Source organism: Brenneria populi (assembly GCF_036016195.1).
GTDB lineage: Bacteria > Pseudomonadota > Gammaproteobacteria > Enterobacterales > Enterobacteriaceae > Brenneria > Brenneria populi.
Genome location: NZ_JAYWTM010000025.1, coordinates 18,827 through 41,682, shown reverse-complemented (window position 1 = coordinate 41,682; position 22,856 = coordinate 18,827). Strand labels below are relative to the sequence as shown.

Sequence of the window (22,856 nt, the reverse complement as noted above, 5' to 3'; positions counted from 1 at the left end):
CTGTTACAACGTTTTTCTTATTTATTCTTTTTGATAATTTCAACGGCAGAAAAATTATGAGCGCTAGCCAAACTTTGGTCGTGAAACTTGGCACCAGCGTGCTGACCGGCGGTTCACGCCGCCTGAATCGTGCCCATATTGTTGAACTGGTGCGCCAGTGCGCGCAGCAGCATGCGGCGGGGCACCGCATCGTTATCGTCACCTCCGGGGCGATAGCCGCCGGACGCGAACACCTGGGCTACCCGGAACTGCCGGCAACCATCGCCTCCAAACAGCTGCTGGCGGCGGTAGGGCAAAGCCGGTTGATTCAGCTATGGGAACAGCTGTTTTCCATCTACGGCATTCATATCGGACAGATGTTGCTGACGCGCGCCGATCTGGAAGATCGCGAACGTTTTCTCAACGCGCGCGACACCATGCGGGCGCTGCTGGATAACCATATCGTCCCGGTTATTAATGAAAATGACGCGGTGGCGACGCTGGAAATCAAGGTCGGCGATAACGATAACCTCTCCGCGCTGGCGGCCATCCTGGCCGATGCGGATAAGCTTTTATTGCTGACCGATCAGGCCGGGCTGTTTACCGCCGACCCGCGTAAGAACCCGGATGCCGAGCTGATTCGCGAAGTGACCGGCATCAACGATACGCTGCGCAGCGTGGCGGGCGACAGCGTATCCGGATTGGGCACCGGCGGCATGTCGACCAAGCTTCAGGCGGCCGATGTCGCCTGCCGGGCCGGCATCGATGTGGTTATCGCCGCGGGCAACAAACCGGGCGTGATTGGCGATGTTATCGCGGATGTCTCCGTCGGTACGCGTTTTCATGCGCTGGAAGCGCCGTTGGAGAAGCGGAAGCGCTGGATTTTCGGCGCGCCGCCGGCCGGCGAAATCATGGTGGACGATGGCGCGCTGTCGGCGATCCTTGAGCGCGGCAGTTCGTTATTGCCGAAAGGGATCCGCCAGATAACGGGGGATTTCTCCCGCGGCGAGGTGGTTCGCATCCGCAGCCTGGCCGGACGGGATTTGGCCCATGCGGTCACCCGCTACAACAGCGATGCGCTGCGCATGATCGCCGGACACCATTCCCAGCAGATTGCCGATATTCTCGGCTACGAATACGGTCCGGTGGCGGTCCATCGAGACGATATGATTATTAATTAAGGAGTACGCGATGCTTGAACAAATGGGCAAAGCGGCGAAAGCGGCCTCTTATCAACTGTCGGTACTCAGTACCGCCGAGAAAGATCGCGCGTTGGCGACGATCGCCGATTTACTGCAGTCGGAAAGCGCGCGGATTCTGGCGGCCAACGCGCAGGACGTGGCGCAGGCGCGACGCGACGGCATGAGCGACGCGCTGCTCGACAGGCTGTTGCTGACCCAGGAGCGGCTGGCGGCCATTGCCGACGATGTGCGTCAGGTGTGCCGCTTGGCTGATCCGGTGGGGCTGGTGATCGACGGCCGTATACTGGACAGCGGCCTGAAGCTGGAACGTCGGCGCGTGCCGCTCGGCGTTGTCGGGGTGATTTACGAAGCGCGTCCCAACGTGACCATCGATGTCGCCTCGCTGTGCCTGAAAACCGGCAATGCGGTGATCCTGCGCGGCGGGAAGGAGACCTATCGCACCAACGCGGCGACGGTAAAGGTGATTCAACAGGCGCTGGCGCAGTGCGGCTTGCCGGAATCAGCGGTGCAGGCGATCGAAAGCCCCGACCGCGAACTGGTTAGCCAACTGCTGAAGCTGGATCGCTACGTCGACATGCTGATTCCGCGCGGCGGAGCCGGCTTGCATCGCCTGTGCCGCGAACAGTCGACCATCCCGGTCATTACCGGCGGGATTGGGGTATGCCACATCTATGCGGACGAAAGCATCGATTTCGATAAAGCGCTGACGGTGATAGAAAGCGCCAAGGTACAGCGTCCCAGCGCCTGCAACAGCCTGGAAACCCTGCTGGTTAATGAAAATATTGCGCCTGACTTCCTGCCTCAGCTGAGCCAAAAAATGGCGGCGGCCGGCGTCACTTTACATGCCGGCGCGTCGGCCATTCCCTATTTGGCCGAGGGGCCGGCGCGGGTCGTGCCGGTGGAAGCGGACGACTATGACGATGAGTGGCTGTCAAACGACCTTAACGTCACGCTGGTGAGCGATTTGGAAGCGGCGGTGGCGCATATCCGCGAACATGGCACGCAGCATTCTGACGCGATTCTGACGCGTTCTCTGAGCAACGCGGAACGCTTTGTCCGCGCGGTGGATTCTTCGGCGGTTTATGTGAATGCCAGCACCCGTTTTACCGACGGCGGACAATTCGGCCTGGGCGCGGAAGTCGCCGTCAGTACGCAAAAATTGCATGCGCGCGGCCCGATGGGCTTGGAAGCGCTGACTACATATAAATGGATTGGCTACGGCGACGATTTGATCCGTCCATAGCGGAGGTTTTTCGCGCGCCTATAATTCTATTCCCCATATGCGCGCGATTGCCTGAACTTTTATCGAAATGGTTTAGTTCCGCTTTTTTCAATCGCGGGTCGCGGTATTTCCGATTACCCGCTTGATGCCGCGCGCGATAAATGCGTCGTGACCTGTGAGATAAATGGCGGCGAAAAATTTTGCAGTATATGAGAAACAATTTCACTTTTTCACCTCAACCCTTTACCGTATTACTGCTCTGGCAAAATCCAGAGCCGGGGATTTGCAGCCCCGAACTGTGACCCATCAGTGAATCATTCAACTGATGCGCCTGTGCTCGCCTCAATGGCGGTTCAGGCAGGGGCGGAGAAATCCGCGCCGGGTGGTCACATGCCGGTACTGCAAACCCTGTCTGAATCGCCACCAGGAAGGGGAGCAGTGAATATGACTATACAGCACAACGACTGGCATCCGGCCGACATCATCGCCGCTTTACGTAAGAAAGGAACCACGCTTGCCGCCGTTTCGCGGGCGGCGGGATTAAGTTCTTCCACTTTGGCAAACGCGCTTTTGCGGCCCTGGCCTAAAGGCGAATTGTTGATCGCCAATGCGCTTGGCATTCCCCCATCGGAGATCTGGCCCAGTCGATATTACGATACTAACGGATGCCCGATATCCAGAGTAATCAGAGATCGAGGCCATAAGCCTGCCGCGTAGTGATTTTTTAATCGTACTGCCGCCGTGACTGAATTTGAGTTGATTGTTAGCGGGGCTGGTTCGGTTTATGAACCGGTCCTGACGCTCGTCATTGTTAGTTCGGTATCCGCGCCTTGAGGTTTGATCTTACCCAGCAATAATCCCCTCTCATTCATTCCCTTGTGATCGATTTCACTGTTCCATCAAGCAATTTAAAGAAAGTCAAAAAGCTGACGATATCATTACGATAAACTTACATGCACAGCTACTCTAGGGGTAAGCGAAGGGAAAATGGATTATCCGCTCAGCTTCAGATGGACCGCGCGTCATGAAGAGTTCTGCGTTGCAGAGAATATCTTTCTGGAACACACACTGAAAATAAAAGGCGTGTACAAACAGTGGAAGCCTTGGTGGTTCAAGAAAGGGAAAACCTTCACTGTCACATGTGATATTTTCGCCGAAAATTTTGCCACGATGCCGCGTAGAGGCTTTTGCTCAGTGGGGGCATATTCCTATGCAGACTGCTGGTTGCCTAATGAAATGCGCATAGGGAGATACTGTAGTATTGCCCAGGGCGTTACGTTTATGGGAACTCAGCACCCCACCGACAGATTCACGACCAACCCGATAACATACCATGATGATTTTGCCAGACTCTCCGGTATGCGGCACCGGGAGTGCTTCAACCAAAACTTGCCGCTTCCCAGTATCGGTCACGATGTTTGGATTGGCGGCAACGTCGTACTCAAGGGCGGCATAACGATTGGTAATGGAGCCGTTATCGGCGCTAACGCGGTTGTGACCAAAGACGTCCCCCCTTACGCGATTGTCGCCGGTGTACCTGCAAGAATTATCCGATTCAGATTTGACGAAAATGTCATTCATCAATTGCTGGATCTCAACTGGTGGGACTACAAGCCTGCCGACCTTCCCACCGATGCAAACCATGACATCCATGTTTTTATTGATCGGCTGGAGGAAAAAATTAAGCACGGCGATATCATCACGCACCCGTACAAAAAGATAAATTTATCAAAAGTGTTTAAAGAGCTTGATTAACATACACAGGCTCTCTTATGAGAGCCGCTATGTTAAATGTCGTATACCATGATAGTGACCATATCCGACTTCAACGATTCGTTGGTATTATTATCTACCACATTGAAATTAATGGTCTTAGTAGCAACCTGCTCAGCATTGATTACCATCGCATGGTTATCAACGGCTAATGTTCGGGTGCCATAAGTATTATTATAAGCGTATTCGTTGCTACCCGTTGACGTCATAATAGGTACATTTTTAGAGGATAACGCATTAGTAAGCGTCATAAGATACGCATACGTAAAACTGGCATTTGTACTAATGTGTCCATCAAAAGAGCAACCAACTTCTCTATAAATGAAACCGCCCAGGCGAAATGTTTTTTCTGCTCCTGTGGCTATACCGTGCGACGGATAACTAATTCTAATTGTCGTATCTTTTGTGTCGCTCGCCGGCGCAGTTACTGACGTAACCACAAATTTTCCCACCGGTTGATAACGTGACGATGTGGCGGCTTGATCGAGCAGCAACAATTTCGTTTCGCCTGTCTCAATAAAACGGCCTCGAGAATTAAAAGAGAATGTAGCCTCCAACGTAGACGCATCGATCGCCTTAAATGATACCTCATCTAATCGATGGACTGACGTCTGTAACAACGCAACCAGTTTTAATCCCAGTCCCGCCCCGACATCAATATCTTTTGTGCCATCGAACGCAACGCCGTTGATTTTTCGAGCCGTAGCCAGCTTGGTGGCCGCCGTCGCTGTACCGGCAGTAGGTAACGCGCCCACATCTGCTGCCGTAGGTTTATTATTCGGGCTGTAAACGCGTTTCCCCGCTTCAGACAGTGTGCCGCTAACGTTTAAACTGGCAAGTGCGGATAGGGCACCTTTCGCAGATTCAATAATACGCGATGTATAATCGCTACTTTCATCATTACCAAAATGAAAATCGATAAACGGCGTGTTGTGATAAAGTTCGATTCCATTTCCTCTGGACTCGACTAAACCACGAAAAATAACGGTACCGGTAATAGTTCCTCCCGACGCGGGTAATGCACCGATATTAGCCGGCGTCAGAGAAATATTTTGCGTGCCGTCAAACGCTACACCGTTGATAGTCCGCGCGGCGGCCAACTTGGTCGCCGCCGCTGCCGTTCCCGCCACAGGCAACGCTCCGACATTAGCCGGGGTCAGCGCGATATCCGCCGTACCATCGAACGCCACGCCGGCGATTTTCCGGGCCATGGATAATTTGGTGGCCGCTGCCGCCGTCCCACCAGCAGGCAACGCGCCGATATCCGCCGCTGAGGGTTTATTATTGGGGCTGTAGACGCGCTGGCCTTTTTCCTGAAGTTCGACGGCATTGGCCGTATGGCCGAAATCAATATTTCCGGTGGCCAGATTAATTCTAAAGGGGCGAAGACTGTTCCAGGAGCCGCTGGCGGCGTCCTTGTTGGTCAGCAGAATATAAAAATCTGCGCCGTCATTACGCTGAATCACGCCATACCCGCCGTTGATGCTGCGCAACGCATCAGCCACGGTTGAAATCAAACTACCGGTCAACGTGCCACCCGCAATGGGCAGAGCGCCGAGGTTAGCAGGCGTCAGCGCAATATCCGCCGTGCCATCAAACGTCACGCCGGCGATTTTTCTCGCGGCGGCTAATTTAGTGGCCGCTGCCGCCGTGGCGGTTTTCCCTAAATAGCGCCCATCGCCGATAGCGATATCGGGAATATCGCTGGCCGCAGAGCCAACTGCACGCGTAGCAGCGGATTTTAACCCGACATTCGCCATAAATTTGGCTTTGTCGGGAATATCCGCGCCGTTTTGCGCTTTATCCAGCTTTTCCGCCAGCTTATTCAGCACGGTGGAACTGAAATTCGGATCATCTCCCAGCGCGGCGGCCAATTCTTTTAGCGTATCCAGCGCCCCCGGCGAGCCATTAACCAATGCGGCTATCGCGGCCATCACATAGGCCGTGGTGGCGATCTGCGCATTATTGACGCCCGCTGCCGCAGTCGGCGCAGTCGGCGTTCCCGTTAATGCAGGGCTGGCTTTCGGCGCGTACTGCGTATGCGGATCGGCGGCTTTAATATGCGATTGCAGGTTTTCTCCGGTACTTTCCACTTCCTTCTTCAGATAGGCGGTACGGTCAGCCAGTTGTTCCGCCTGTCGGTTGGATACGCCGCCGGGGCCGCCGACTACCGGGTCTGAGGTCTCCAGTTGGTAGATACCGTCAATCCATTCCTGTTTTTCCGGCAAGTTCGCCATACTTATGCACTCCCGTGGTTATAGTTACCGTCATACGATGCGGTTTCGTTGTAGCGAATAGGGACGCCCCAATATTCCAGACTGGCCAACTGGCATCGTGCGGGGGCGATCATCTCAAGGGTATTGCGCAGTATCTGCGCCTGATCGTTGGTGATGGGCTGTTGCAGCAACACTCGGTAGACCGGCCATTGGGTTTTATCGCCATAGACCATATGGCCGTTGTAACTGCGGACGCCGTCGTAGTTGAGCCGTCCGATATGCTCGATCAGTTCGACTTCGCCGAACCCCAGGCTACGGATCACCTCGCGTACCGCCCACGGCGTACCTTTATAACGGTGCATCTCAATGGCCGATTTAATCATGGCCCGGCGCGCATCTTCGGACTCCGCCAGTTGCCAGCCGTCTTCGGTCAGCGAGAACTGTTCGGCCAGCGAATCCAGCGCGCTGCTGTCGACGATATCGACCAGATAGACCATCAGCGCTTCCAGCTTCAGCGCGTCAAAGCGGTCGATGAGCGACGCCAGCGACCGGAAGCTGACGTCGGCGGCCAGCGGAGGAGGAAGCAGCACGTCACTCATCGGCGACTCCGGCAATGGTGACGGTGACGCCGGTACAAACGGCGAGTTGCCAGTCTTCCAGCACCGTTAATCCGGGGGATAACATCTCGACGCTATAGACGCCATCGAGCGATAGCGCGGCGATAATCTGGCTGGGGACGATATCCTGTCCCAGCGTTGCGCGGCGGTTTTCCGCCCAGTCGGCGGCTACCCGTTCCGCTTCCTGTTTGACAGGCAATGTCTGAACATTGCGTTTAAGCGTCAGCCGGGCATGGAGCCTATACTCCACCGGAACGGGGGCTTTGGCGGCGACCGTATCGGTCAGCGGTCGCACTTTCTCATCCGAACAGACGCTTTCCACCTGCGCCAGCAGCGCGGTATCGGGCAACCCGCCAGACAGCAGCGGATAGAGATGAACGATGCCCGGTTCAGCCCTGACCACCGCCACATCGACAATATCCGGGTGCGCGCTCAGCGCATGATAGCGATACGCCAACCTTGAACCCGCGGTGCTGAAGGACTCCGGCGCCAGTTGAATGCGTTCCCGTAGCCGATCGTCGCTTTCTTCTTCCGCGCCGCCGGAACTGGCGACGGTGTTGATCACCGTGAAATCGACATCGGCAATATCATCCAGCAGGGTGCTGACCTGCGCCGGTTGCCAGTTATTCCCGGCGGTGCCGGTTTGCGTACAGGTGGCGCTAATGGTCGCACTCAGCGCTCCCGCGTTCATCAGCACGTCGCCATCGGTAGCAAACACAATGCTGTCTGAAGCGCTGACGCGCGTTCCGGCCGGAATCAGCGTATCCGTCAGTAGTGCGGCTTCAATGCTGAAAAGCAGCGTGGTTTGCGCCGCCTGAGCCGCCAGCCGGTAAGTGCCGACCAGTTCTCCGAGGTAATCGAGCATCGGCGCGCGGGCATAGCGCACCAGGTTCTGTTTCGCCGCTTCCTGAATGCCGCTGCGCAGCAGCATTTCCCGGTAGGCGATCAGGTCGATCAGTAAGCGCTCCGCCTGCGCCGGATAGAGCGTTTTTCCGCTATCGGCTTCATATTTGGCGATCATCTCGGCGGTGATCGCCTCGGCGTCACGCGCAATAAAGATCGGTTCTTCAGTTACCGCCATAACACCTCCGTAGCCTGCAATACGCCGCTGGTGGTTTCCCAGCTCACGCGCAGCGTCATCTGCTCGCCGCTGATAAGCGGTTTGACCGCCAGTAATTTGCAACGCGGCTCCCAGCGTTTGATGGCCTCAACCGCTTCACGCACCACATGCGGAACGGCCCGGTCGATGGGATAGTCGATGTAGCGATGCAAATTGCTGCCGAATTCGGGACGATGGGGATCGCTGCCGCGCGGCGTGCGCAGAATGATGTGGATGGCCTGCGTGATATCGGCGACCCCCTCGACGAGTTCGCCGGGGCGTTGCAGGGCCGGTTGCCAGAAAACAGAGTGAGTATTCATGGGGGGCAGTATCGCCCCCGGAAGGATTGGCCGATATTAAAGGGAGTTAAAAAGGAGAATCCAGGAATTAGCGCCCATTTTCCGCCATCTTCGTCCACAAAAAATTGCAGAAGGCGCTACAGGCAACCAGCATAAATTTGGCGTCGGCAAAAGAAGGTGAGACATCGCCATCAATAAAAGCATGGCGAATACCGCCACTATCGCTGGTATAGCCGTACAGACTTGAAAATGCATTTTTTAGGCTGGGATGCAGGCTGATAGCGGTTTCAATTTGTTTTAGACCTTTACCCAGCGTACCTTTCGCATCGCCAGAAATAGCATTGCATACTGACTCAACGGCGGAGATAGACTCTTTGATGGAGTTACGGTAGTCGGGCTGTTTACGGTCGGAGAGGAGTTCTAAGGCTCGTTGAAGATGCGCTTTTACTGATATTGTTCCATGTCCTATTGCATCTTCGATAGAAGTAATCTCTTTTTCATCAGTAGTCTCAAGTACCTTCCCGTCGACAATACGGTACGCCGAATTTTCTCTCTCAAGAGCGATATTCATAGCGACAATAAGTTTTTTAACTTTTTCTTTATCTTGAATTATTAGGAATAATACCTCTATAAAATCGTACACTTGCCACCAGTCAGCGCTGAAAAGGTATTTTTTTATAAATTGATGGGCATTTAATTCATTTGTCGTATAGTCGAAATGAAAAGGCGGCATTGTATCGACAGGTTCCTTGAAATAATTGAACCACAACCCTCTGATTATATGTGTAATCCTTTCATTTGATTCAGGAACCGTTCCGTAGTAGTCATCGTAATCATCATTCCATTGTTGCCAAATCAGTATTTCAGTTATATTCCACAAACTAATTCGCAACTCATCATCCATCGACTCACGCTGAATCGCTTTCTGCATCGGGCGGATTCCCATCCGCTGAGAAAAAGACGGCATATGCTCACCTGAAAAGTAGATAATATTCAGTGAGTATGATGATTCGAGTTGCCGCCCTTGTCCATGATCTTACCACCGGCATCGATATCGCCCTCAACGCTGACATTCCCTTGAATAATCGCCGCCGCGCCATCACCGCCGGATCCCGCCATACCGCCCTGATAGGTGAATTTGCCTTTCACCAGCAGATTGCCCGTCACTTCCGTTTCCGGTGCGTCAATAACAGCTTTTTGCGTTTTCACCGTCACGTCCGCGCCGCAGGTAATCACAATATGCTCGATACCGCCGTTAATCGTCAGCGTGTGGGTTAGGCGGTCGTAGTAAAACGCCGCGCTGTCCGCATAGGTCACGCCGCGTGCGTCCGGGTTATTGATGGGCGGCGTATCGACGCTGGAATAGACCGCGCCCAGGATCACGCCGTCTTCGCCATTGGCGTCCAGCAGCACGACAACCTGCTCGCCGACGTCGGGCAACCAGTAGTCCTTGTTGTTTTGGGTATTGTGTTGCAGTACGTCCAGCCAGTTGGTGCGCAGGTTATCGCATTCTGGCAGACGAACGCGGGCGCGGACGTTTTTTGGGTCAATGGCGCTGACGGTGCCGACCTGGCGGGATACGCTCATTTTTTCTTTTCCCTGGTGACGGTTTCAGTGGTGCCGTCCGGCTTATACACCGTTAATTTCTGCGTTTTACTGCGCGTCGATTTGCCAGTGGTGACCGGGCCGCGTGCAATCTCTATCTCAGTGATATAACCGCTGCTGCGGTCAAACGAATGCCGGGCGGAGGTGATCAGCCAGTGACCCGACAGTTGGCCGAATTTCACCAACTCGATTTTGTTGCCGGCGATGAGCTGCGGCGTACCCATCAGGCTTATTGAGCCGGTCTGCTGGTACTCGTTATGCCCATCCAGCGCCGCATCGGCTTTAAGCTGCGCGCTGTCTTTGTCCGCTGCGCGGCTGTTAAGCTTCAGCGTATCCGCACTGGTGGCCTTGCCGCCGCTTTTCGTCGTGGTCGTCGTACTGCCGTCCGCCTCATACACCACCAGTTTCTTATCGCTGGCTTTCTGATGCTTGACCTTTGCCGACTTGTACACGCGGTTGATGGTATCGCGCAGCGAATAGCGGGCCACATCCTGCGGCGTCAGTTGCCTGATGGGAGCGAGCTGGCGCAGCGTGGCCAGATGCGAGAATACCAGTTGATCGCTGACCACCTTGACCGCATAGCCGTATTCGCTGGCCAGCCGCTTCAGAAAGCCGACGTCGGTTTCGGCATATTGGGTGACGCGATCAATCTTTACCGGCTCGATACCGCCGACCAGTTTCAGGTCGTGCTTTTTGGCAATGCGACTGGCGATAGCGGCCAACGTGGTGTTTTCAAAACCCCGGCTGGATTTAGTGCGTAACGCCGAGTTCACCGACGCGGCCACGCCGCGAATCGATACCGTTGACGGCGGCCCACCGACTTCGATTTCATCGATAGAGAAGGTACCGCAGGACAGCAGTTTTTCTCCGCTGTAGCCCAGCTTCAGCGTCAACGTATCGCCTTTGCCCGGATACCATTTATCCAGCCAGCGACCGTCGGCATCCTCCAGTTCGACGTCGATGGTGTCCGATTCCGACTTGATATTGTCGCTATAGCTGACGCGAGTAACATAGGGCGCGATATCGTTAGTGATATCCTGTTGCAGATACCACAGAGAAAAGATCGGCTGAAGCACCCCGGAAATACCCGAAGAAGGATTAGCCTGCTGAATTAACGTAGCCACGGCGCGATCTCCTCGGCAGTCACCGCCTCATCCGCTGCAATCAGCGGGATCAGCAGCACGATACCGGAAGGCAACACCGGCGTGATGGCGACATGCGGATTGGAGGCGATAATCCGCTCATACCCTAATGGGTCGCCGTAATAATGGTTGGCCAGCAGATCCCAGCGCTCGCCCATTTTAGTTACATGCTCGATATACATCACACCCTCCGCGTGGCAATCGCCGCCGTTATCTGGCTCAGCGTTGGTGAAACGTTGGTAAGTAAGGTGCCAGCAGAACTGAACTGGCCGGAAACGCTGTTCAATGCGCTGGCAATATTGCGGCTGTCGACGTTCGCCAGGGAATCACGCGCCGCGTTAACAAAGTCGGTTGCCTGACCGGTTGCTCTGGCGACGCGAATAGCATCAGGGAAGGTTGCGGTGATGGCGCTCAGCGCGGGAACCGACGCAGCTAATGGCGTGGCAACGCCGCTGATGTGCGTTAACAGACCGGGAACGAGGGTCAGCGCAATCGCCGGGTTGGACGCCATTTTTTGCACCATGCGCACCGTACTGGAGGCAGTTTGCAGTGCCGACTGGGCTTTTTTGGCGTTACTCACGGCATCGCGCACCGACTGCGCCAGTCCGCTGGGTTTGGTCACCGCGCCAGTGACAACGCCGCTATCCGGAACGGTGCTTTTAATCGCGGGGGGAACCAGCGAGCTTTTCGGATCGCCGGTATATTCGCGCAATGTGACTTCCGCCGTCATAGCCATCACATTGCCGGACGCATCCGTCTGCTGGCTGCTGGCCGTCACCGCGGTAACCACGAACCAGCCGCGATAGTCGCCGTTGCCGAATACCAGCGCCAGCGCCTGATGCGCCTGCATGGCGCGACGCAGTCGGGCCAGTTCGCTATCCGGCGTACAGTACATGCTGTGGAATACCAGGCTAATGCGGAACTCATCCAGTTGCTCACCGATAAACTGTAAGCCCGGTTTACCTTCAATACGGCTATGTTCGGCATAATCGACGCCAAAGGTGGACTCGAAGCCGTCCCAATAGGTGATTAACTCAAACTCAATATCTCCGAGAACGGCAAACATCAGGCATACCCCCGGCGTTGTTGTTGCGTCATGATGCGCTCCAGCATTTTTTCCAATTCGTGCAGACTGAGATTCAATGCGCTGGCGATTTCCGGCGTTGAAGCGGATCTTTTACCATCCATATAAATGTTGGGCGAAAACGTCACCCGAATACTGCCGCTGGTATTGCCTGCCTGACGGCCAGCACGACGGCCGACAGCCGTATTTTCCGTTCCTGTGGGCAACTCCGGGACTTCCGGTGAGGCTTTCGCTGCCGGTCTTGCACGCAACGAAGGTAATGGCGGTAGTGCTGGCAAATTGATTTTAGGCACAGTGGGAATCAGCGCCCGCGCCAATTGCAATCCTGCCTGTGCCGCCTGCGGTGTGGTACGGCTAATACCGATGGTGGCCCCTTGTACAATATTATCGCCGAATCCCATAAACACGCGGCTGGGCGAATGGATACCGAGCTTGTCGGCAAACCAGCCGGAAATATTACCGCCCAATTCAGACACGCTGGCTTTGGCGGCTTGCCATTGATTACGGATACCGTTAACCAATCCGCTGATAATATTGCCGCCGAACTCGGTGAATTTATTCGGCAGATCAATACCGAAATATTTCATCACCCCGGCGAAAACTTTATAAAACAGTCCCAGCGGCGACCAGTTCATGATCAAGCGGGACACGCCGCCGATACCGCCGCTAAAGGCGGTGCGGATATCGTTCCAGCGCGCCCGGAACCAGTTACCGATCGGCCCCCAGTAGCGGTAAATCAGGTATGCGCCCACGGCGATGCCGGTGATTAGCAGGCCGATGGGATTCAGCATTAACGCCCGACCCAGTATCAGCACAGCGCGACCGACGAGGGTGATGCCGCGCAATAATGTGCCGCCCAGTAAACGCCCCAGTAGCGCTGCTCCCCGGCCCAACCATGCCAGACCGTTGCCCGCCAGGCGTAGACCGCTCATCAGGCCGCTGCCGAGTAGACGGCCCAGCGACAATGCGCCGCTTCCTAGTCGGGTAAATATTCCCAGCCATTGCCGTACGCGGCCTCCGGCTCCAAACGACTCACGGAGCAACAGCCATTTTGAGCGCAGAAGCACCGCTCCTTTCCACAAATCAACCACCGGGGATAACAGCAGATTCAGCGCTAGCTTGGTGCCGATGGAGGCGGCTTTAAACGCCAGTAACCCGGCAGCGGCCGTCACCACGCCTTTGACGATTTCCGGGTTGGCGGCAATCCATTTAGCCGCCTGATCGAGCAAAGGGATAATGGCTTCACCCAGCGAGATCAGCGCCGGACGCAACGATTGCCCGATACCGATAGCCGCGTCATTAACGGTAATCTGCGTTTGTCGCCAGCGAGCTTCCAGCGTGTCGTTTTGTTTAGCGAAGTCGGTATCTAATGTACTTTGCGCAGCAGGACTATTCATCGCCTGCTTATTGGACTGATATTTATCCCAGCCCTGGCGCATCGACAGCAGGTGATTAACGGTTTGAATATCGGTAAAAACCTCAGACAGACCAAATGACTCCATCAATTTCTGCTGAGCGTCCGCATCGCCTTGCGCGCCCGCCGCCTGGAATTGCTTTAGGAACGCATCGCCTTTCCCTTTGATAAAGTTATCTGCAATCATCAGCGAAGCTTCATACTGCGAGAAACCGCTGGCGACATAGCTTTGCATCGACTTCGTGTAGTCCACGCCTGCTTTTTCGTATTTCTGAATGGTATCGCCTCTGCCCATTGCCGCCAGCCAGTTGCTCATATTGGTTACGGCTTCCTCGGCGGAGCCACTGCCTTTCGCCACTTCCAGACTGGCGACAATCTGCGTGACCGCTTCTTTGCCGGTGATCCCTCGCGCCGCAAAGGCCTTCGCCAGCCCCGGCAAGGCTTTCGACATATCCTTCAGTTCAAACGAACCCAGCTTTGCCCCCGTCGCCGCCATACCGAAGGCTTGTTCCAGCTCTTTGGCATCGGTGATTTTGAGCGCATCGCTGAAGGCAAAGGTCATTTTGGCCAGATCGGTCATATCGGCTTTGGTGGCTGTTGCCGTTTTCCCCAGCAGTCCGGCAAACTGCGATGCTTTTTCCGGGTTCATCCCATCGGCAACCAACTGCCCGACGCCGCCTAGCAGCCCTTCCTGTGTCTGGTTGACTTTCAGTGCTGCCTGTCGAATAGCTGTCCCAATAGCCTGCTCTTGCGTTTTATCCAGATCACCCGTCACAGCAATATCCCGTAGCCCCGACTCAAAGCTGGCGTATTGTTTTACCGAGCTAATAATCGGCGCGGCCACCGTTCTGACCACCGCATAGGTTTCCGCACCTTTGGCATAGAGCGACATGCGGTTGGCTCGCGCCGCGTCGCTGACGACAGAGGCTGAAGCGAGGCGATTTTGCTGCCGCTGAAGCTGTTCCATAGTGCGGCCAACTCGCTGTAAGTCGCTATTCATGCGCTGGCTGGCGCGGGAACCAATCTGACCATAGCGCTCCATTGCCCGCGTCAGGCCGTTTTGCCTTTCCTGTAAACGGCGGGTAGTTTCGCCAATCGAGTCCAGCGTGCGCCGGGTTCCCGTCACCGCGCTGCGAAACGCCCCGGAGATGGCACCGCCGATGATCACGCCTATGGAAAATTCAGTGGCCACGATGTATTCTTCCTTTAACTATGTGGAACGGGGATAACGATATGGAAAACGGGCTGGCAGTATGCAAAGCATTGCTAATAACAGCAGTCGGCAGCGCTTATCTTTATCTGCTGGTTCAACTGGTTATCTATACCGTTAACGCCAGCAGTGAACCGCTGACGTGGGTGTTGATGATCGGCGGCGGTGCAACGGTGCTATCAATCGCGTTAGTGCTGGCTATATTTATCCTGCAACCCGCCATCTATCTGTTAGCCGCCGTTTTTGCCGGTATTGGCGCACTGCTCAATCGCTATCGCCGTTCTCACGCTTAATCTGTGTGCTGGCCGTCTCCAGCCAGCACTCAAACTCCTCCAGATCCAGTTCGTTCAACTCACTCGGTTGAAACCGAAACCACCTCGCCAGCAGCCCCTGCGCCTGAATCAAGGTTTTCGGATGATGCAGCCACCCCGGTAAGTTGCTGAAATCGTTTTTGCAACGCCAGATAGTCGGCCAGGTCCATGTTATCCAGATCTTCCGGCGGCAGAACGCTGGCGCGGGCGATCAACAGATCGTCCCAGTCGGCGGGGTTATCACTGATTTTGCGCACCGCTTTCAGGTCCTTGACCTGCAAACGGCGCAGATTGAGGGAGTCAATGCGAATACCGGCAGCGGTGGTAAAGGGAATAGACAGCGGAAAGGATTGTTCTGACATCATGTGCTCCTGTTTTTGAAAAAATAAGCTGGGAAAGTAAGATTTCAGGAACAGTATGAAAAGCGGGAACGCATACGACTATTAAAGGGATTTAAAGAAAGGGAGAGATCGCCGTCTCTCCCTAATGAACCAGCAGACACGCCGGTTTATCCGCCGATATTGCTGCGGTAATCGGTCAACTGGTCGACTCCGCCGACGCGGAAAATATTGGCCAGGTAATCCAGTTCTAGCAGTTCCTCGCCATCCAGCACCTGTTTCAGATAGGAACAGGTGAAGCCGCTGGAGAACTCGGCGTTTTCATGCTGTTTGAAGGTGCCTAGCGGGTTCTTCTTAAACATAATGGTCAGGTAGGTAACCAGCGGGATCTCGTCAATACGCCCCTGAGAACTGTAGCGCTCGACGCTGGAGCGGCACTGCAACGCCAGCGTCTTATAGGGGTTGGCTGCGCCGAGCATGGCATCCCGATAGAACGAGTTCCACTTGATCTCGCCTTCCAGCTTGTCGAATCCGGCGGGCAGTTCGACCTTACCCACCATGCCCAGCGCTTTATGCTCTTGCATAATCATGCTGACGTCCGGCAACTTCACTTCCTCCGCCCGCCCCAGCAGGTTCACCCCGTCAATATAGATATTGGCGTTGGTGATACGGTTCACTTCAATTTTCCCGGCCATCAGCTATTGCCCTCCAACGTAACCAGATATTCGGAGGTGATCTCCGTCTCAAACGTCAGCCGCTCTAACGGCGGCGGCGGCGTGTATTTGTAGCTCAGCAGCAGGTGGCCCGCCGCCAGTTCGGTCTCTTCGTTGCGCGCCGGGTCGTACCAGCATTTGAAGCCCAGCAACGCGCCGTCGCCGATCAGTTTGCGGCCATAGGCATTGACCGATTCGGTCAGCGCATCAATCAGCGCCTGGCTGATCGGCATATCGATATATTGCTGGCTGAAGTAGCGAATGGATTCGTTGATCACATCGCCGGTGCGGCGCACATTTTCAAAGTTGCGCATATGGGTGACGGTTGGCCATGCGGCGCAGCGATTGCCCCACAGGCGCAACCCGGATCCGTAACTGTTGAACACGGTGGTGATGCCTTGCTCGTTCAGCAGGTTCACTTCGCTGTTCGGATCGTCGATCATCGCCGATAGCTGGCGCTCCACGCCGGTGATACCCAGCAGTTCCTGATTGGATGACGACCACCAGAAGCCTTTCTCCAGATCGACCTTTGCCCGCAGTCCTGCGGCTCGTTGACTGAGCGGCTCCAGCCGTTCGGCGTTGGTTTGCGCGTCGTACACTTTGACGTGCGGATAACACAGTCGCACGCGGTCGGAGCTGGTATTGAAGTTTATGGCGCCAGTCGGCCCGCGACCTGCCAGCACCTGCGCGAAGGTGGTGCCGATGGGCGCGTCGACATAAGTGATGGCATCCAGCTTATCCGCCAGCGCAATCAGTTCCACGCTGACGCTGTTCTGCGTACAGAACACCGGCGCAATGAGGATTTTGGCGAAGAAGCCGAACTGGTTATAGGTATCGTGCAGCAGCTTCATACCGGTGCGATTGCCCGCCGCGTTGACCGCGCCGATAATATCCGCCGCTGTAACCTTGGTCGGATCGGCATAATCGTAACTGGCCAGCACCGCCTCATCCGTGGGGATATTGTTGTTCAGGCGGGTGATAACCCCGGTTTGCGCATCGAGCTGGTAATCCGTATCAGCGACATAAGGCGTGGTTTCCGCCGACTGACGCAATACCAGATTAGCCACCGCACAATGAATCAACTGCGCTTTGCCGGTCGCGGCGGCAAACGTCACGCTGGCATTATCGACCTGGGTTTTATGCACTTCCGGGGCGAGCACGTTGATCACCAGCACCGTTCCCGCGCCGTGGTCATAAATGGCATCCAGCGCCTGCGGGATGGTAAAGCCGCTGTATTGGCTGCTGAACTGCGCCGCGTCCTTTTCCGACAGACACAAGGTAACCTCATTGACCGGCCCCATTGGCGCGGTGCCGATCAGGCCGATCACTGCGGATTTGACGGTTTTCACCGGGCGGGCGCCGTTTTCCACCTCGGTGGTTTCCACGCCGTGTAAGTAGTTAGCTGCCACTGTTCACCTCCGTTTTATCCTCGGTGGCGACAGCTTTGCGGCGCGAGGTCGCTACAGCCGTGACGTCAGGCTCGGCGTGCAGGTGCTTGAGCGCCACCAGGGTTTTGACGTAGTCGTGCGCCTCCGGTAGCTCAACGATACTATCGGGCCACAGCAGCACCTCGGTGCCGTCGGCCAGCGTCACGCCGCTGGCCGGGCCGGTATAACGGTATTTCATCATTCGCTTTCCTTATAGTTGACGATGGTCAGGAATGGCCCATCGGGTAAATCAGTGTCCTCAATCAGGACGGACTCGGTGGCAAAATCCAGCGCGTACTGCCATAACCCGCCGACATTGCCGAGAAACACGTCCCGCACCAGCCAGATTTTGCGGCGACAGTTCGGGGGCTGATAGCCGCATAACACCCGGCGTACGATATCCAGTACCGCCACCGCGCCCTGACGCCCATTTAACTGGCGAAACACCACAGTGGCATTGAGGGTGACGGTATGGGATTGCATCACCGCGCCGATATCTTCCGGCTTGCCGAAGCGGGAGCCGGGATAGCTCACCAGTACCGCGCCCACTGGGTGATTCAGCCTGAAATCGGCGGGGTTCTCCGGGAAATATTCAATCAACAGCGTGGGCAGTTTTTCTTTCAGGCGGGCGACCACCGCCTCGATAACCGGATTGACGTCCATCAGTATTTCTCCAGTAGGCCGCTGTTGCCGCCAAAGGTCGCCCGCCGCGCCCGGACTCGAAACTCGCCGGACTCCGGCGCATCCGTTCCGGTGGACGGCAGGCCCAGCGTCAGCTTCGCATCGCGGATGCCCTCCAGTTGGCGCAATGCCGTTTTGCAGTCATCTTTTACCGTATCGGGCATCGCGCCTTCCGGGCGACGGGCATACAGCCGGTAGCGGGTTAGCGTGACCGCGATATCGCGCAGAACGGTGGGGATCTCCGCCAGCGGCAGGGTGTAACGCCCACGCAGATGGGTGTCGATCAGTTCATCGGCGTAACGGATGGCACTGTTCACTACATCGGTATTGACCGGGACAGGATGGTCAAAGGCGAGGTTCTCATTCGTCAGTTGAATCAGCGTCGTTTCCGGCACCAGCTCCAGGACATCCGCCAGTGTGCAGTACATCGTTACACCCCACGCAAAATACGGATGATGTCGCCTTCGGCGGTGGCTTCATCCAGCGCGATACCGTTGGAAACCCCCGCGTCAACCAGCGGAATGGCGCGGGCGCTATCGTCGGACTGGACTGATTTACCGCGAGCAACAGCCGCTCCGGCTTCCACCGCGATAATGCCCAGCACATTGACCGGCACCGAATCGCCCGCCGCGCCATCCACCTCGGCGACGCCCAGCGCGATAGCGCCCGCCTGACAGGGGGCGTTATCCGCCCCGACAAAACGCTGCTGCGTTAATGCGGCGAGCGCCACCACCGTAGTGGTGAGGATCGTTTGCTGTGTTGCTGCCATGATGCCCCCGTTATTTCAGGATGTTGGTAATGAGATATCCGGCATCGCCGCCGACTACCGCGACTTTGTAGATATCGGTGAAGCGCGCATAAGAGACCTTGCCGCCGACGCCCGGATATTTGTCGGCCACCGGCATGCCTTTGCGACGGAAGGTGTAGCCAAACGACGGCTCGTTTTCGTCCGCGCTGTCGACGCCCGGCTGTGGCGGGGAAACGTAGTGCAACATCAAGTTGTCGGCCCAGATATCCGATGTGTCTTTCTTCTCCGATTCCGAGGCAACCGGCTCGCCAATCACGACTTTCGGGATCTGGAAAATGTCCTGCAAAATTTCCGGCGTAATGCGCTTGCGTTCGTTGGCGCCGATTTGCGCCTGGATTGCCGGGTGATAGCGCAATACCGACATCACGCTGGCGCCCATCGTCATCACATTGGGACGCAACCCGGTGGCATTACGCACAGCCTCAATGCCCGCCTCAATAACGGCGACCGGCTCACCTTTGCCGCCTGCCCAGCGCTCCGCCGCCGCCAGGGATCGCTTCGCTTTGGCCAGATAAACTTTCGGATCCTGCGCCAACCGCGCGGCGTACAGTTCACGCTTCAAATTGACGCCGTTAGTGGCGCGGCGGATAGCCTTAGCCTCTTCGTTGAACAACGATTCCGCCTGTTCGCGGTAGTCCACCGGCGCAGCCAGATCGTGCTCGTTGAGCACCAGATCCATGGTGCTGGATTTCTCGCGCAGCAATACGTTGCTCTCCGCGCCCACGGCCCGAGCGGTGTCATACTCGACAAACGCGCCTTTGCCGAACAGCGGCACCACGATGCCTTCTTTCTCCACCTGCACGATGGGGAACAGAATTTCGCCGATAAACGCGGCGTTCTTGTAACCCCGCGCCACGCTGGTCAGCACCGGGTCGACGACGCGTTTACCTTTTAAATAGTCAGACATGATTTTTCCTTTTACGCTTACGGGTAGACGCCGTTACAGGCAGCGGGCGACGGCGGCGTCGTAGCTGATGCCTTCTTTCATCGCCAGTTCAGTGGCTTTCTTGTGGAGCGCCAGCCGTTCAGGGTCGGCCTCCGCAAACTCAGCCGATACCGGCGCGTCAGTTGGCGTGACGCGCTCTTTGGTGGCATGCTCGGCAAAATTCAGTACCGGCGCGGTGCCGTCTAACAACTCTTTAAAAGCGCTGGCCAACGGTTTTTTCACCTCGCCTTCGGCAAATTCAACCGGCGCGTCGCCTTTGGACACTTCATCCAGTAGCGCAACCACCACGGATTTCGCCGCCGGGATCAGCTTGCCGTCGCTTACCAGCCTCTCTGCAAAGGCCACATTGCCGGTGTGAATAGTCTCTTGTTTACGTTTGGCGTCATCGGCGAGCCGCGCCGCCGCCTCCGCTTTCAGCCGGGCGTTTTCGGCCTGAATGGCGTCAATTTCTTCTTTGGTCACAATGGACTCCTCCTGGGATGTTACGGGGGCCGGCTCCTGAAACGCCGGGCCGGATTGAGATGGGATGTCGTCGCGGGCCGCCTCATCGCGCAGCGTGTCCAACTGCCATGACGGCAACACGTTGTCGGCTTCTTCCAGACCGAACTTGCTGATAATGAAGTCGCGCAGACGACCGAACAGGCTGGCGCTGGTCATCATTCCCCAATCGGCGAACTCCACCACGCCTTGTTCCCGTTCGCCGAACGCCACCTGTCGCAGCCCTTTAATCGATGGCGGCTGCGCGCCCAGAAAACCGACATGGCGCAGATAGAGCGTGCCGGGCTTCGGGTTATTCGGCGAATCAGGGAGATAGAACGAGGCGGAGATTTTCTTATAGCGCCCGGCATCCACCAGTTCGGCGAACTGCGGATCGACCTGTTTGGGTTCAGCCAGCAGATCGCCGCCGGTGGTTGAAAGCGAGGCCACCCAACCATAGGCGGGCGCATCCGCTTGCGGATGGCCGATCACCATCGGCGCTTCATGCACCGCCGGATCATAGGCGGCGGCGCAGGCCGCTAAATCGGCTGGCGTGAACGGCAGTTTAGTGCCGTGCATATCGGTATGGGTGCCGGATTTAAAAATGTGGAGTGACATAACGCTGTCCCGGTTTGGAAAACTCCGGTCAGTGTCGGGGAACAAAGGGAAAGCGGCTTTTAATCCAGTTTAGAAAAAACTCATGCGGTGACGGTGTCGGGCAGGGAACGGAACGCGGCTGTAAAGCCTTTATAAAGGCAATCTGGCCGCTTTTCGCGGCTGGCGGCACATCGACTTAGCGGTGCCGCCTGAAACCCATACGAGGCTTCGGTTAGGATTATTTAGTATCAGGAGTATTTTGGGCGTTTTGGGGTGGTCTGGAATCCTCTGGTGGTTTAACGTTTTCTGCTTGCTTGGATTCCAGCTCTTTTACCTTTAACCAAAATTGCCCCGATGCCACAATTTTTCCTAACGTATTGGCTAGAGATTCTTGATCCCAGCAGTCCGTGCGTTCGCCTAAGAACTCAATGGTAAAGGGATAGCCATCGGGGTGCTGTTCCCAGCGGGCAATGGGTTCATGAGTGCTATCGTTCAACGATATATCCAATGTCCCTTTTCCAGCAGATTTTTCTATCGAAATAGTCGGTTCTACCAATTCCCCCTTTGCCATAGCGTAAGCCCTCGCCATGTTCGCCATATCAAAAAGAACACCAGGTTTAATGATAAATTTTTGAATCGTAATGCTTTCTTTAGTCTGTTCTTTTAATGCATTATTCAATGCAGAGAAAACCTCATTGATGCTTTTACGATTCTGCTCAACCTCGCTGGCTGACGCCATACCCGTTTTAATAAGTTCTTTAAATTTAAACATGCGGGGCCTCTTTTTTCCTGATGCAGCCGATTACCGGCATGTGGTCAAAACAGTGTTTATTGTTCATTATGGCAGCGCGTATTTTATCGGTCAAAACCACGCCGGTAGCGGACTCTTCCAGATACCACGGCCCGACGCTTAGAAAATCGCCGGAAAAGATAATCTGATCGACAGCCGACCAGGTATTACGGTTTCCGGCTTTACTGTAACAGGTGCCGAAGTCATGTCTTTGCTCATCAACAGAGAACGCTACCCTTGCAGAAAGTGTTTTCCAATAAGGGTTATAAAGCCAATAATTAGGTTGGGAAAGCACCAAGGCCCGATCGTTGGTGGCGTGCATATTTCTAAACAGGCTGTGGGAGTATGGTTCGTCGTTATAGTCGCCCATTAAAATAACCTGCTGTTTACTATCAATAAGGCCTTTCGCAAAGCTTCTCAGACCTACCGAACATTCATGTCTAAATTCCCCGGCAATGGTTTGTAATTGACTGGGCCAATGAGAAACAAGAATGTTGAGTAGGGAGGGATTCTCCTCTTTGATAACTACATGTAATTGCTGAGCAATTTTTATAGAAGACGTACCTAAGCGACCGGTATGCGCCCGACCATGCTCGATTGCAACCTGGCTCGGATCATAGAAATAGCCAATATCAAACTTGCTTCCCGTTGATGTTTTGTCGTCCATATATTGTGATAATAAAGGCAGACCACTAAGCGCGTTTGAAAGATATTCAAATGACTCGTTATTCACTTCGCATAGCGCCAAAAACCCTATTTTTTCTTTAGCAAATAGATCGGCGATAACCTCAACCGTATCCGCCATGTCGTCAGTCGACGGCATACCCTTTTGACCCGGCGGCGACATCGCGCAATTCCAGAATGCGAAACGAAAATCCAAAGCGATCCCTCGACCAAACGTGTTAT

General features: G+C 55.4%; 26 protein-coding genes. 5 read left to right on the top strand and 21 right to left on the bottom strand.

Annotated elements, in window-relative coordinates; all coding sequences use genetic code 11:
- Window positions 1-56: 56 nt before the first annotated feature.
- From proB to VSX58_RS19040, 4 genes are all read left to right on the top strand, one after another.
- Window positions 57-1,160 carry a glutamate 5-kinase gene (proB, locus tag VSX58_RS19055; RefSeq protein ID WP_327619476.1) on the top strand — a complete coding sequence of 368 codons (1,104 nt, stop codon included), beginning with the start codon at window positions 57-59 and terminating at the stop codon, window positions 1,158-1,160.
- A gap of 10 nt (window positions 1,161-1,170) precedes the next feature.
- Window positions 1,171-2,424: a glutamate-5-semialdehyde dehydrogenase gene (gene proA, locus VSX58_RS19050; RefSeq protein ID WP_327619475.1), complete on the top strand. Its 1,254-nt coding sequence runs from the start codon at window positions 1,171-1,173 to the stop codon at window positions 2,422-2,424.
- Window positions 2,425-2,847: 423 nt separating this feature from the next.
- Entirely contained in the window at window positions 2,848-3,120 is a 273-nt protein-coding gene (locus VSX58_RS19045) for a helix-turn-helix domain-containing protein (protein ID WP_319605984.1), read from the top strand.
- 270 nt (window positions 3,121-3,390) lie between these two features.
- The gene (locus VSX58_RS19040; protein ID WP_327619474.1) at window positions 3,391-4,158 is read left to right on the top strand and encodes a CatB-related O-acetyltransferase; all 768 of its coding nucleotides are present in this window, start codon (window positions 3,391-3,393) and stop codon (window positions 4,156-4,158) included.
- Between the two features lie 32 nt (window positions 4,159-4,190).
- Here the strand turns inward: VSX58_RS19040 and VSX58_RS19035 are convergent, their stop codons facing one another.
- The 10 genes from VSX58_RS19035 to VSX58_RS18990 all read right to left on the bottom strand — a co-directional run bounded on the left by VSX58_RS19035 (window position 4,191) and on the right by VSX58_RS18990 (window position 14,844).
- The gene (locus tag VSX58_RS19035) at window positions 4,191-6,413 is read right to left on the bottom strand and encodes a phage tail fiber protein (protein WP_327619473.1); all 2,223 of its coding nucleotides are present in this window, start codon (window positions 6,411-6,413) and stop codon (window positions 4,191-4,193) included.
- Window positions 6,414-6,415: 2 nt separating this feature from the next.
- Entirely contained in the window at window positions 6,416-6,991 is a 576-nt protein-coding gene (locus VSX58_RS19030) for a phage tail protein I (protein WP_327619472.1), read from the bottom strand.
- Complete coding sequence (locus VSX58_RS19025; RefSeq protein WP_327619471.1) at window positions 6,984-8,090, bottom strand: baseplate assembly protein; 1,107 nt, start codon at window positions 8,088-8,090, stop codon at window positions 6,984-6,986. The genes VSX58_RS19030 and VSX58_RS19025 overlap by 8 nt, the downstream gene beginning before the upstream one ends.
- Entirely contained in the window at window positions 8,081-8,428 is a 348-nt protein-coding gene (locus VSX58_RS19020) for a GPW/gp25 family protein (protein ID WP_009113957.1), read from the bottom strand. The genes VSX58_RS19025 and VSX58_RS19020 overlap by 10 nt, the downstream gene beginning before the upstream one ends.
- A gap of 67 nt (window positions 8,429-8,495) precedes the next feature.
- Window positions 8,496-9,374: an AbiJ-NTD4 domain-containing protein gene (locus tag VSX58_RS19015; RefSeq protein WP_327619470.1), complete on the bottom strand. Its 879-nt coding sequence runs from the start codon at window positions 9,372-9,374 to the stop codon at window positions 8,496-8,498.
- A 26-nt stretch (window positions 9,375-9,400) separates the two neighbouring features.
- Complete coding sequence (locus VSX58_RS19010) at window positions 9,401-9,994, bottom strand: phage baseplate assembly protein V (RefSeq protein ID WP_327619469.1); 594 nt, start codon at window positions 9,992-9,994, stop codon at window positions 9,401-9,403.
- Window positions 9,991-11,136, bottom strand: a complete 1,146-nt coding sequence (locus VSX58_RS19005) for a phage late control D family protein (protein ID WP_327619468.1) — start codon at window positions 11,134-11,136, stop codon at window positions 9,991-9,993. Before VSX58_RS19005 ends, VSX58_RS19010 begins: the two co-directional genes overlap by 4 nt.
- Window positions 11,124-11,336: a tail protein X gene (locus VSX58_RS19000; RefSeq protein ID WP_327619467.1), complete on the bottom strand. Its 213-nt coding sequence runs from the start codon at window positions 11,334-11,336 to the stop codon at window positions 11,124-11,126. Before VSX58_RS19000 ends, VSX58_RS19005 begins: the two co-directional genes overlap by 13 nt.
- On the bottom strand, window positions 11,336-12,220 hold the full coding sequence (locus VSX58_RS18995; RefSeq protein WP_327619466.1) for a phage tail protein: 885 nt from the start codon (window positions 12,218-12,220) through the stop codon (window positions 11,336-11,338). The genes VSX58_RS19000 and VSX58_RS18995 overlap by 1 nt, the downstream gene beginning before the upstream one ends.
- Window positions 12,220-14,844: a phage tail tape measure protein gene (locus tag VSX58_RS18990; protein ID WP_327619465.1), complete on the bottom strand. Its 2,625-nt coding sequence runs from the start codon at window positions 14,842-14,844 to the stop codon at window positions 12,220-12,222. The genes VSX58_RS18995 and VSX58_RS18990 overlap by 1 nt, the downstream gene beginning before the upstream one ends.
- Before the next feature lie 41 nt (window positions 14,845-14,885).
- Here VSX58_RS18990 and VSX58_RS18985 point away from each other — a divergent pair, with 41 nt between their 5' ends.
- A complete protein-coding gene (locus tag VSX58_RS18985) occupies window positions 14,886-15,155 on the top strand; it encodes a hypothetical protein (RefSeq protein ID WP_319605995.1) in 270 nt (89 codons plus the stop codon).
- Between the two features lie 59 nt (window positions 15,156-15,214).
- Here VSX58_RS18985 and VSX58_RS18975 read toward each other — a convergent pair whose 3' ends face one another.
- The 11 genes from VSX58_RS18975 to VSX58_RS18925 form a co-directional block, all read right to left on the bottom strand.
- The gene (locus tag VSX58_RS18975; RefSeq protein WP_319606058.1) at window positions 15,215-15,535 is read right to left on the bottom strand and encodes a phage tail assembly protein; all 321 of its coding nucleotides are present in this window, start codon (window positions 15,533-15,535) and stop codon (window positions 15,215-15,217) included.
- 146 nt (window positions 15,536-15,681) lie between these two features.
- Window positions 15,682-16,206 carry a phage major tail tube protein gene (locus tag VSX58_RS18970; protein WP_009113948.1) on the bottom strand — a complete coding sequence of 175 codons (525 nt, stop codon included), beginning with the start codon at window positions 16,204-16,206 and terminating at the stop codon, window positions 15,682-15,684.
- A complete protein-coding gene (locus tag VSX58_RS18965) occupies window positions 16,206-17,633 on the bottom strand; it encodes a phage tail sheath subtilisin-like domain-containing protein (RefSeq protein ID WP_327619464.1) in 1,428 nt (475 codons plus the stop codon). Before VSX58_RS18965 ends, VSX58_RS18970 begins: the two co-directional genes overlap by 1 nt.
- The gene (locus tag VSX58_RS18960; protein WP_009113946.1) at window positions 17,623-17,853 is read right to left on the bottom strand and encodes a hypothetical protein; all 231 of its coding nucleotides are present in this window, start codon (window positions 17,851-17,853) and stop codon (window positions 17,623-17,625) included. The genes VSX58_RS18965 and VSX58_RS18960 overlap by 11 nt, the downstream gene beginning before the upstream one ends.
- Window positions 17,850-18,314: a Gp37 family protein gene (locus VSX58_RS18955; RefSeq protein WP_327619463.1), complete on the bottom strand. Its 465-nt coding sequence runs from the start codon at window positions 18,312-18,314 to the stop codon at window positions 17,850-17,852. The genes VSX58_RS18960 and VSX58_RS18955 overlap by 4 nt, the downstream gene beginning before the upstream one ends.
- Complete coding sequence (locus VSX58_RS18950) at window positions 18,314-18,760, bottom strand: gp436 family protein (RefSeq protein ID WP_327619462.1); 447 nt, start codon at window positions 18,758-18,760, stop codon at window positions 18,314-18,316. The genes VSX58_RS18955 and VSX58_RS18950 overlap by 1 nt, the downstream gene beginning before the upstream one ends.
- 2 nt (window positions 18,761-18,762) lie before the next feature.
- Window positions 18,763-19,101 carry a DUF2190 family protein gene (locus tag VSX58_RS18945; RefSeq protein ID WP_327619461.1) on the bottom strand — a complete coding sequence of 113 codons (339 nt, stop codon included), beginning with the start codon at window positions 19,099-19,101 and terminating at the stop codon, window positions 18,763-18,765.
- A gap of 10 nt (window positions 19,102-19,111) precedes the next feature.
- The gene (locus VSX58_RS18940) at window positions 19,112-20,047 is read right to left on the bottom strand and encodes a hypothetical protein (RefSeq protein ID WP_327619460.1); all 936 of its coding nucleotides are present in this window, start codon (window positions 20,045-20,047) and stop codon (window positions 19,112-19,114) included.
- A gap of 33 nt (window positions 20,048-20,080) precedes the next feature.
- Window positions 20,081-21,181: a peptidase gene (locus tag VSX58_RS18935; protein ID WP_327619459.1), complete on the bottom strand. Its 1,101-nt coding sequence runs from the start codon at window positions 21,179-21,181 to the stop codon at window positions 20,081-20,083.
- A 217-nt stretch (window positions 21,182-21,398) separates the two neighbouring features.
- Window positions 21,399-21,932 carry a hypothetical protein gene (locus tag VSX58_RS18930; RefSeq protein WP_327619458.1) on the bottom strand — a complete coding sequence of 178 codons (534 nt, stop codon included), beginning with the start codon at window positions 21,930-21,932 and terminating at the stop codon, window positions 21,399-21,401.
- Window positions 21,925-22,830: an endonuclease/exonuclease/phosphatase family protein gene (locus VSX58_RS18925; protein WP_327619457.1), complete on the bottom strand. Its 906-nt coding sequence runs from the start codon at window positions 22,828-22,830 to the stop codon at window positions 21,925-21,927. Before VSX58_RS18925 ends, VSX58_RS18930 begins: the two co-directional genes overlap by 8 nt.
- Between the last annotated feature and the right edge of the window lie 26 nt (window positions 22,831-22,856).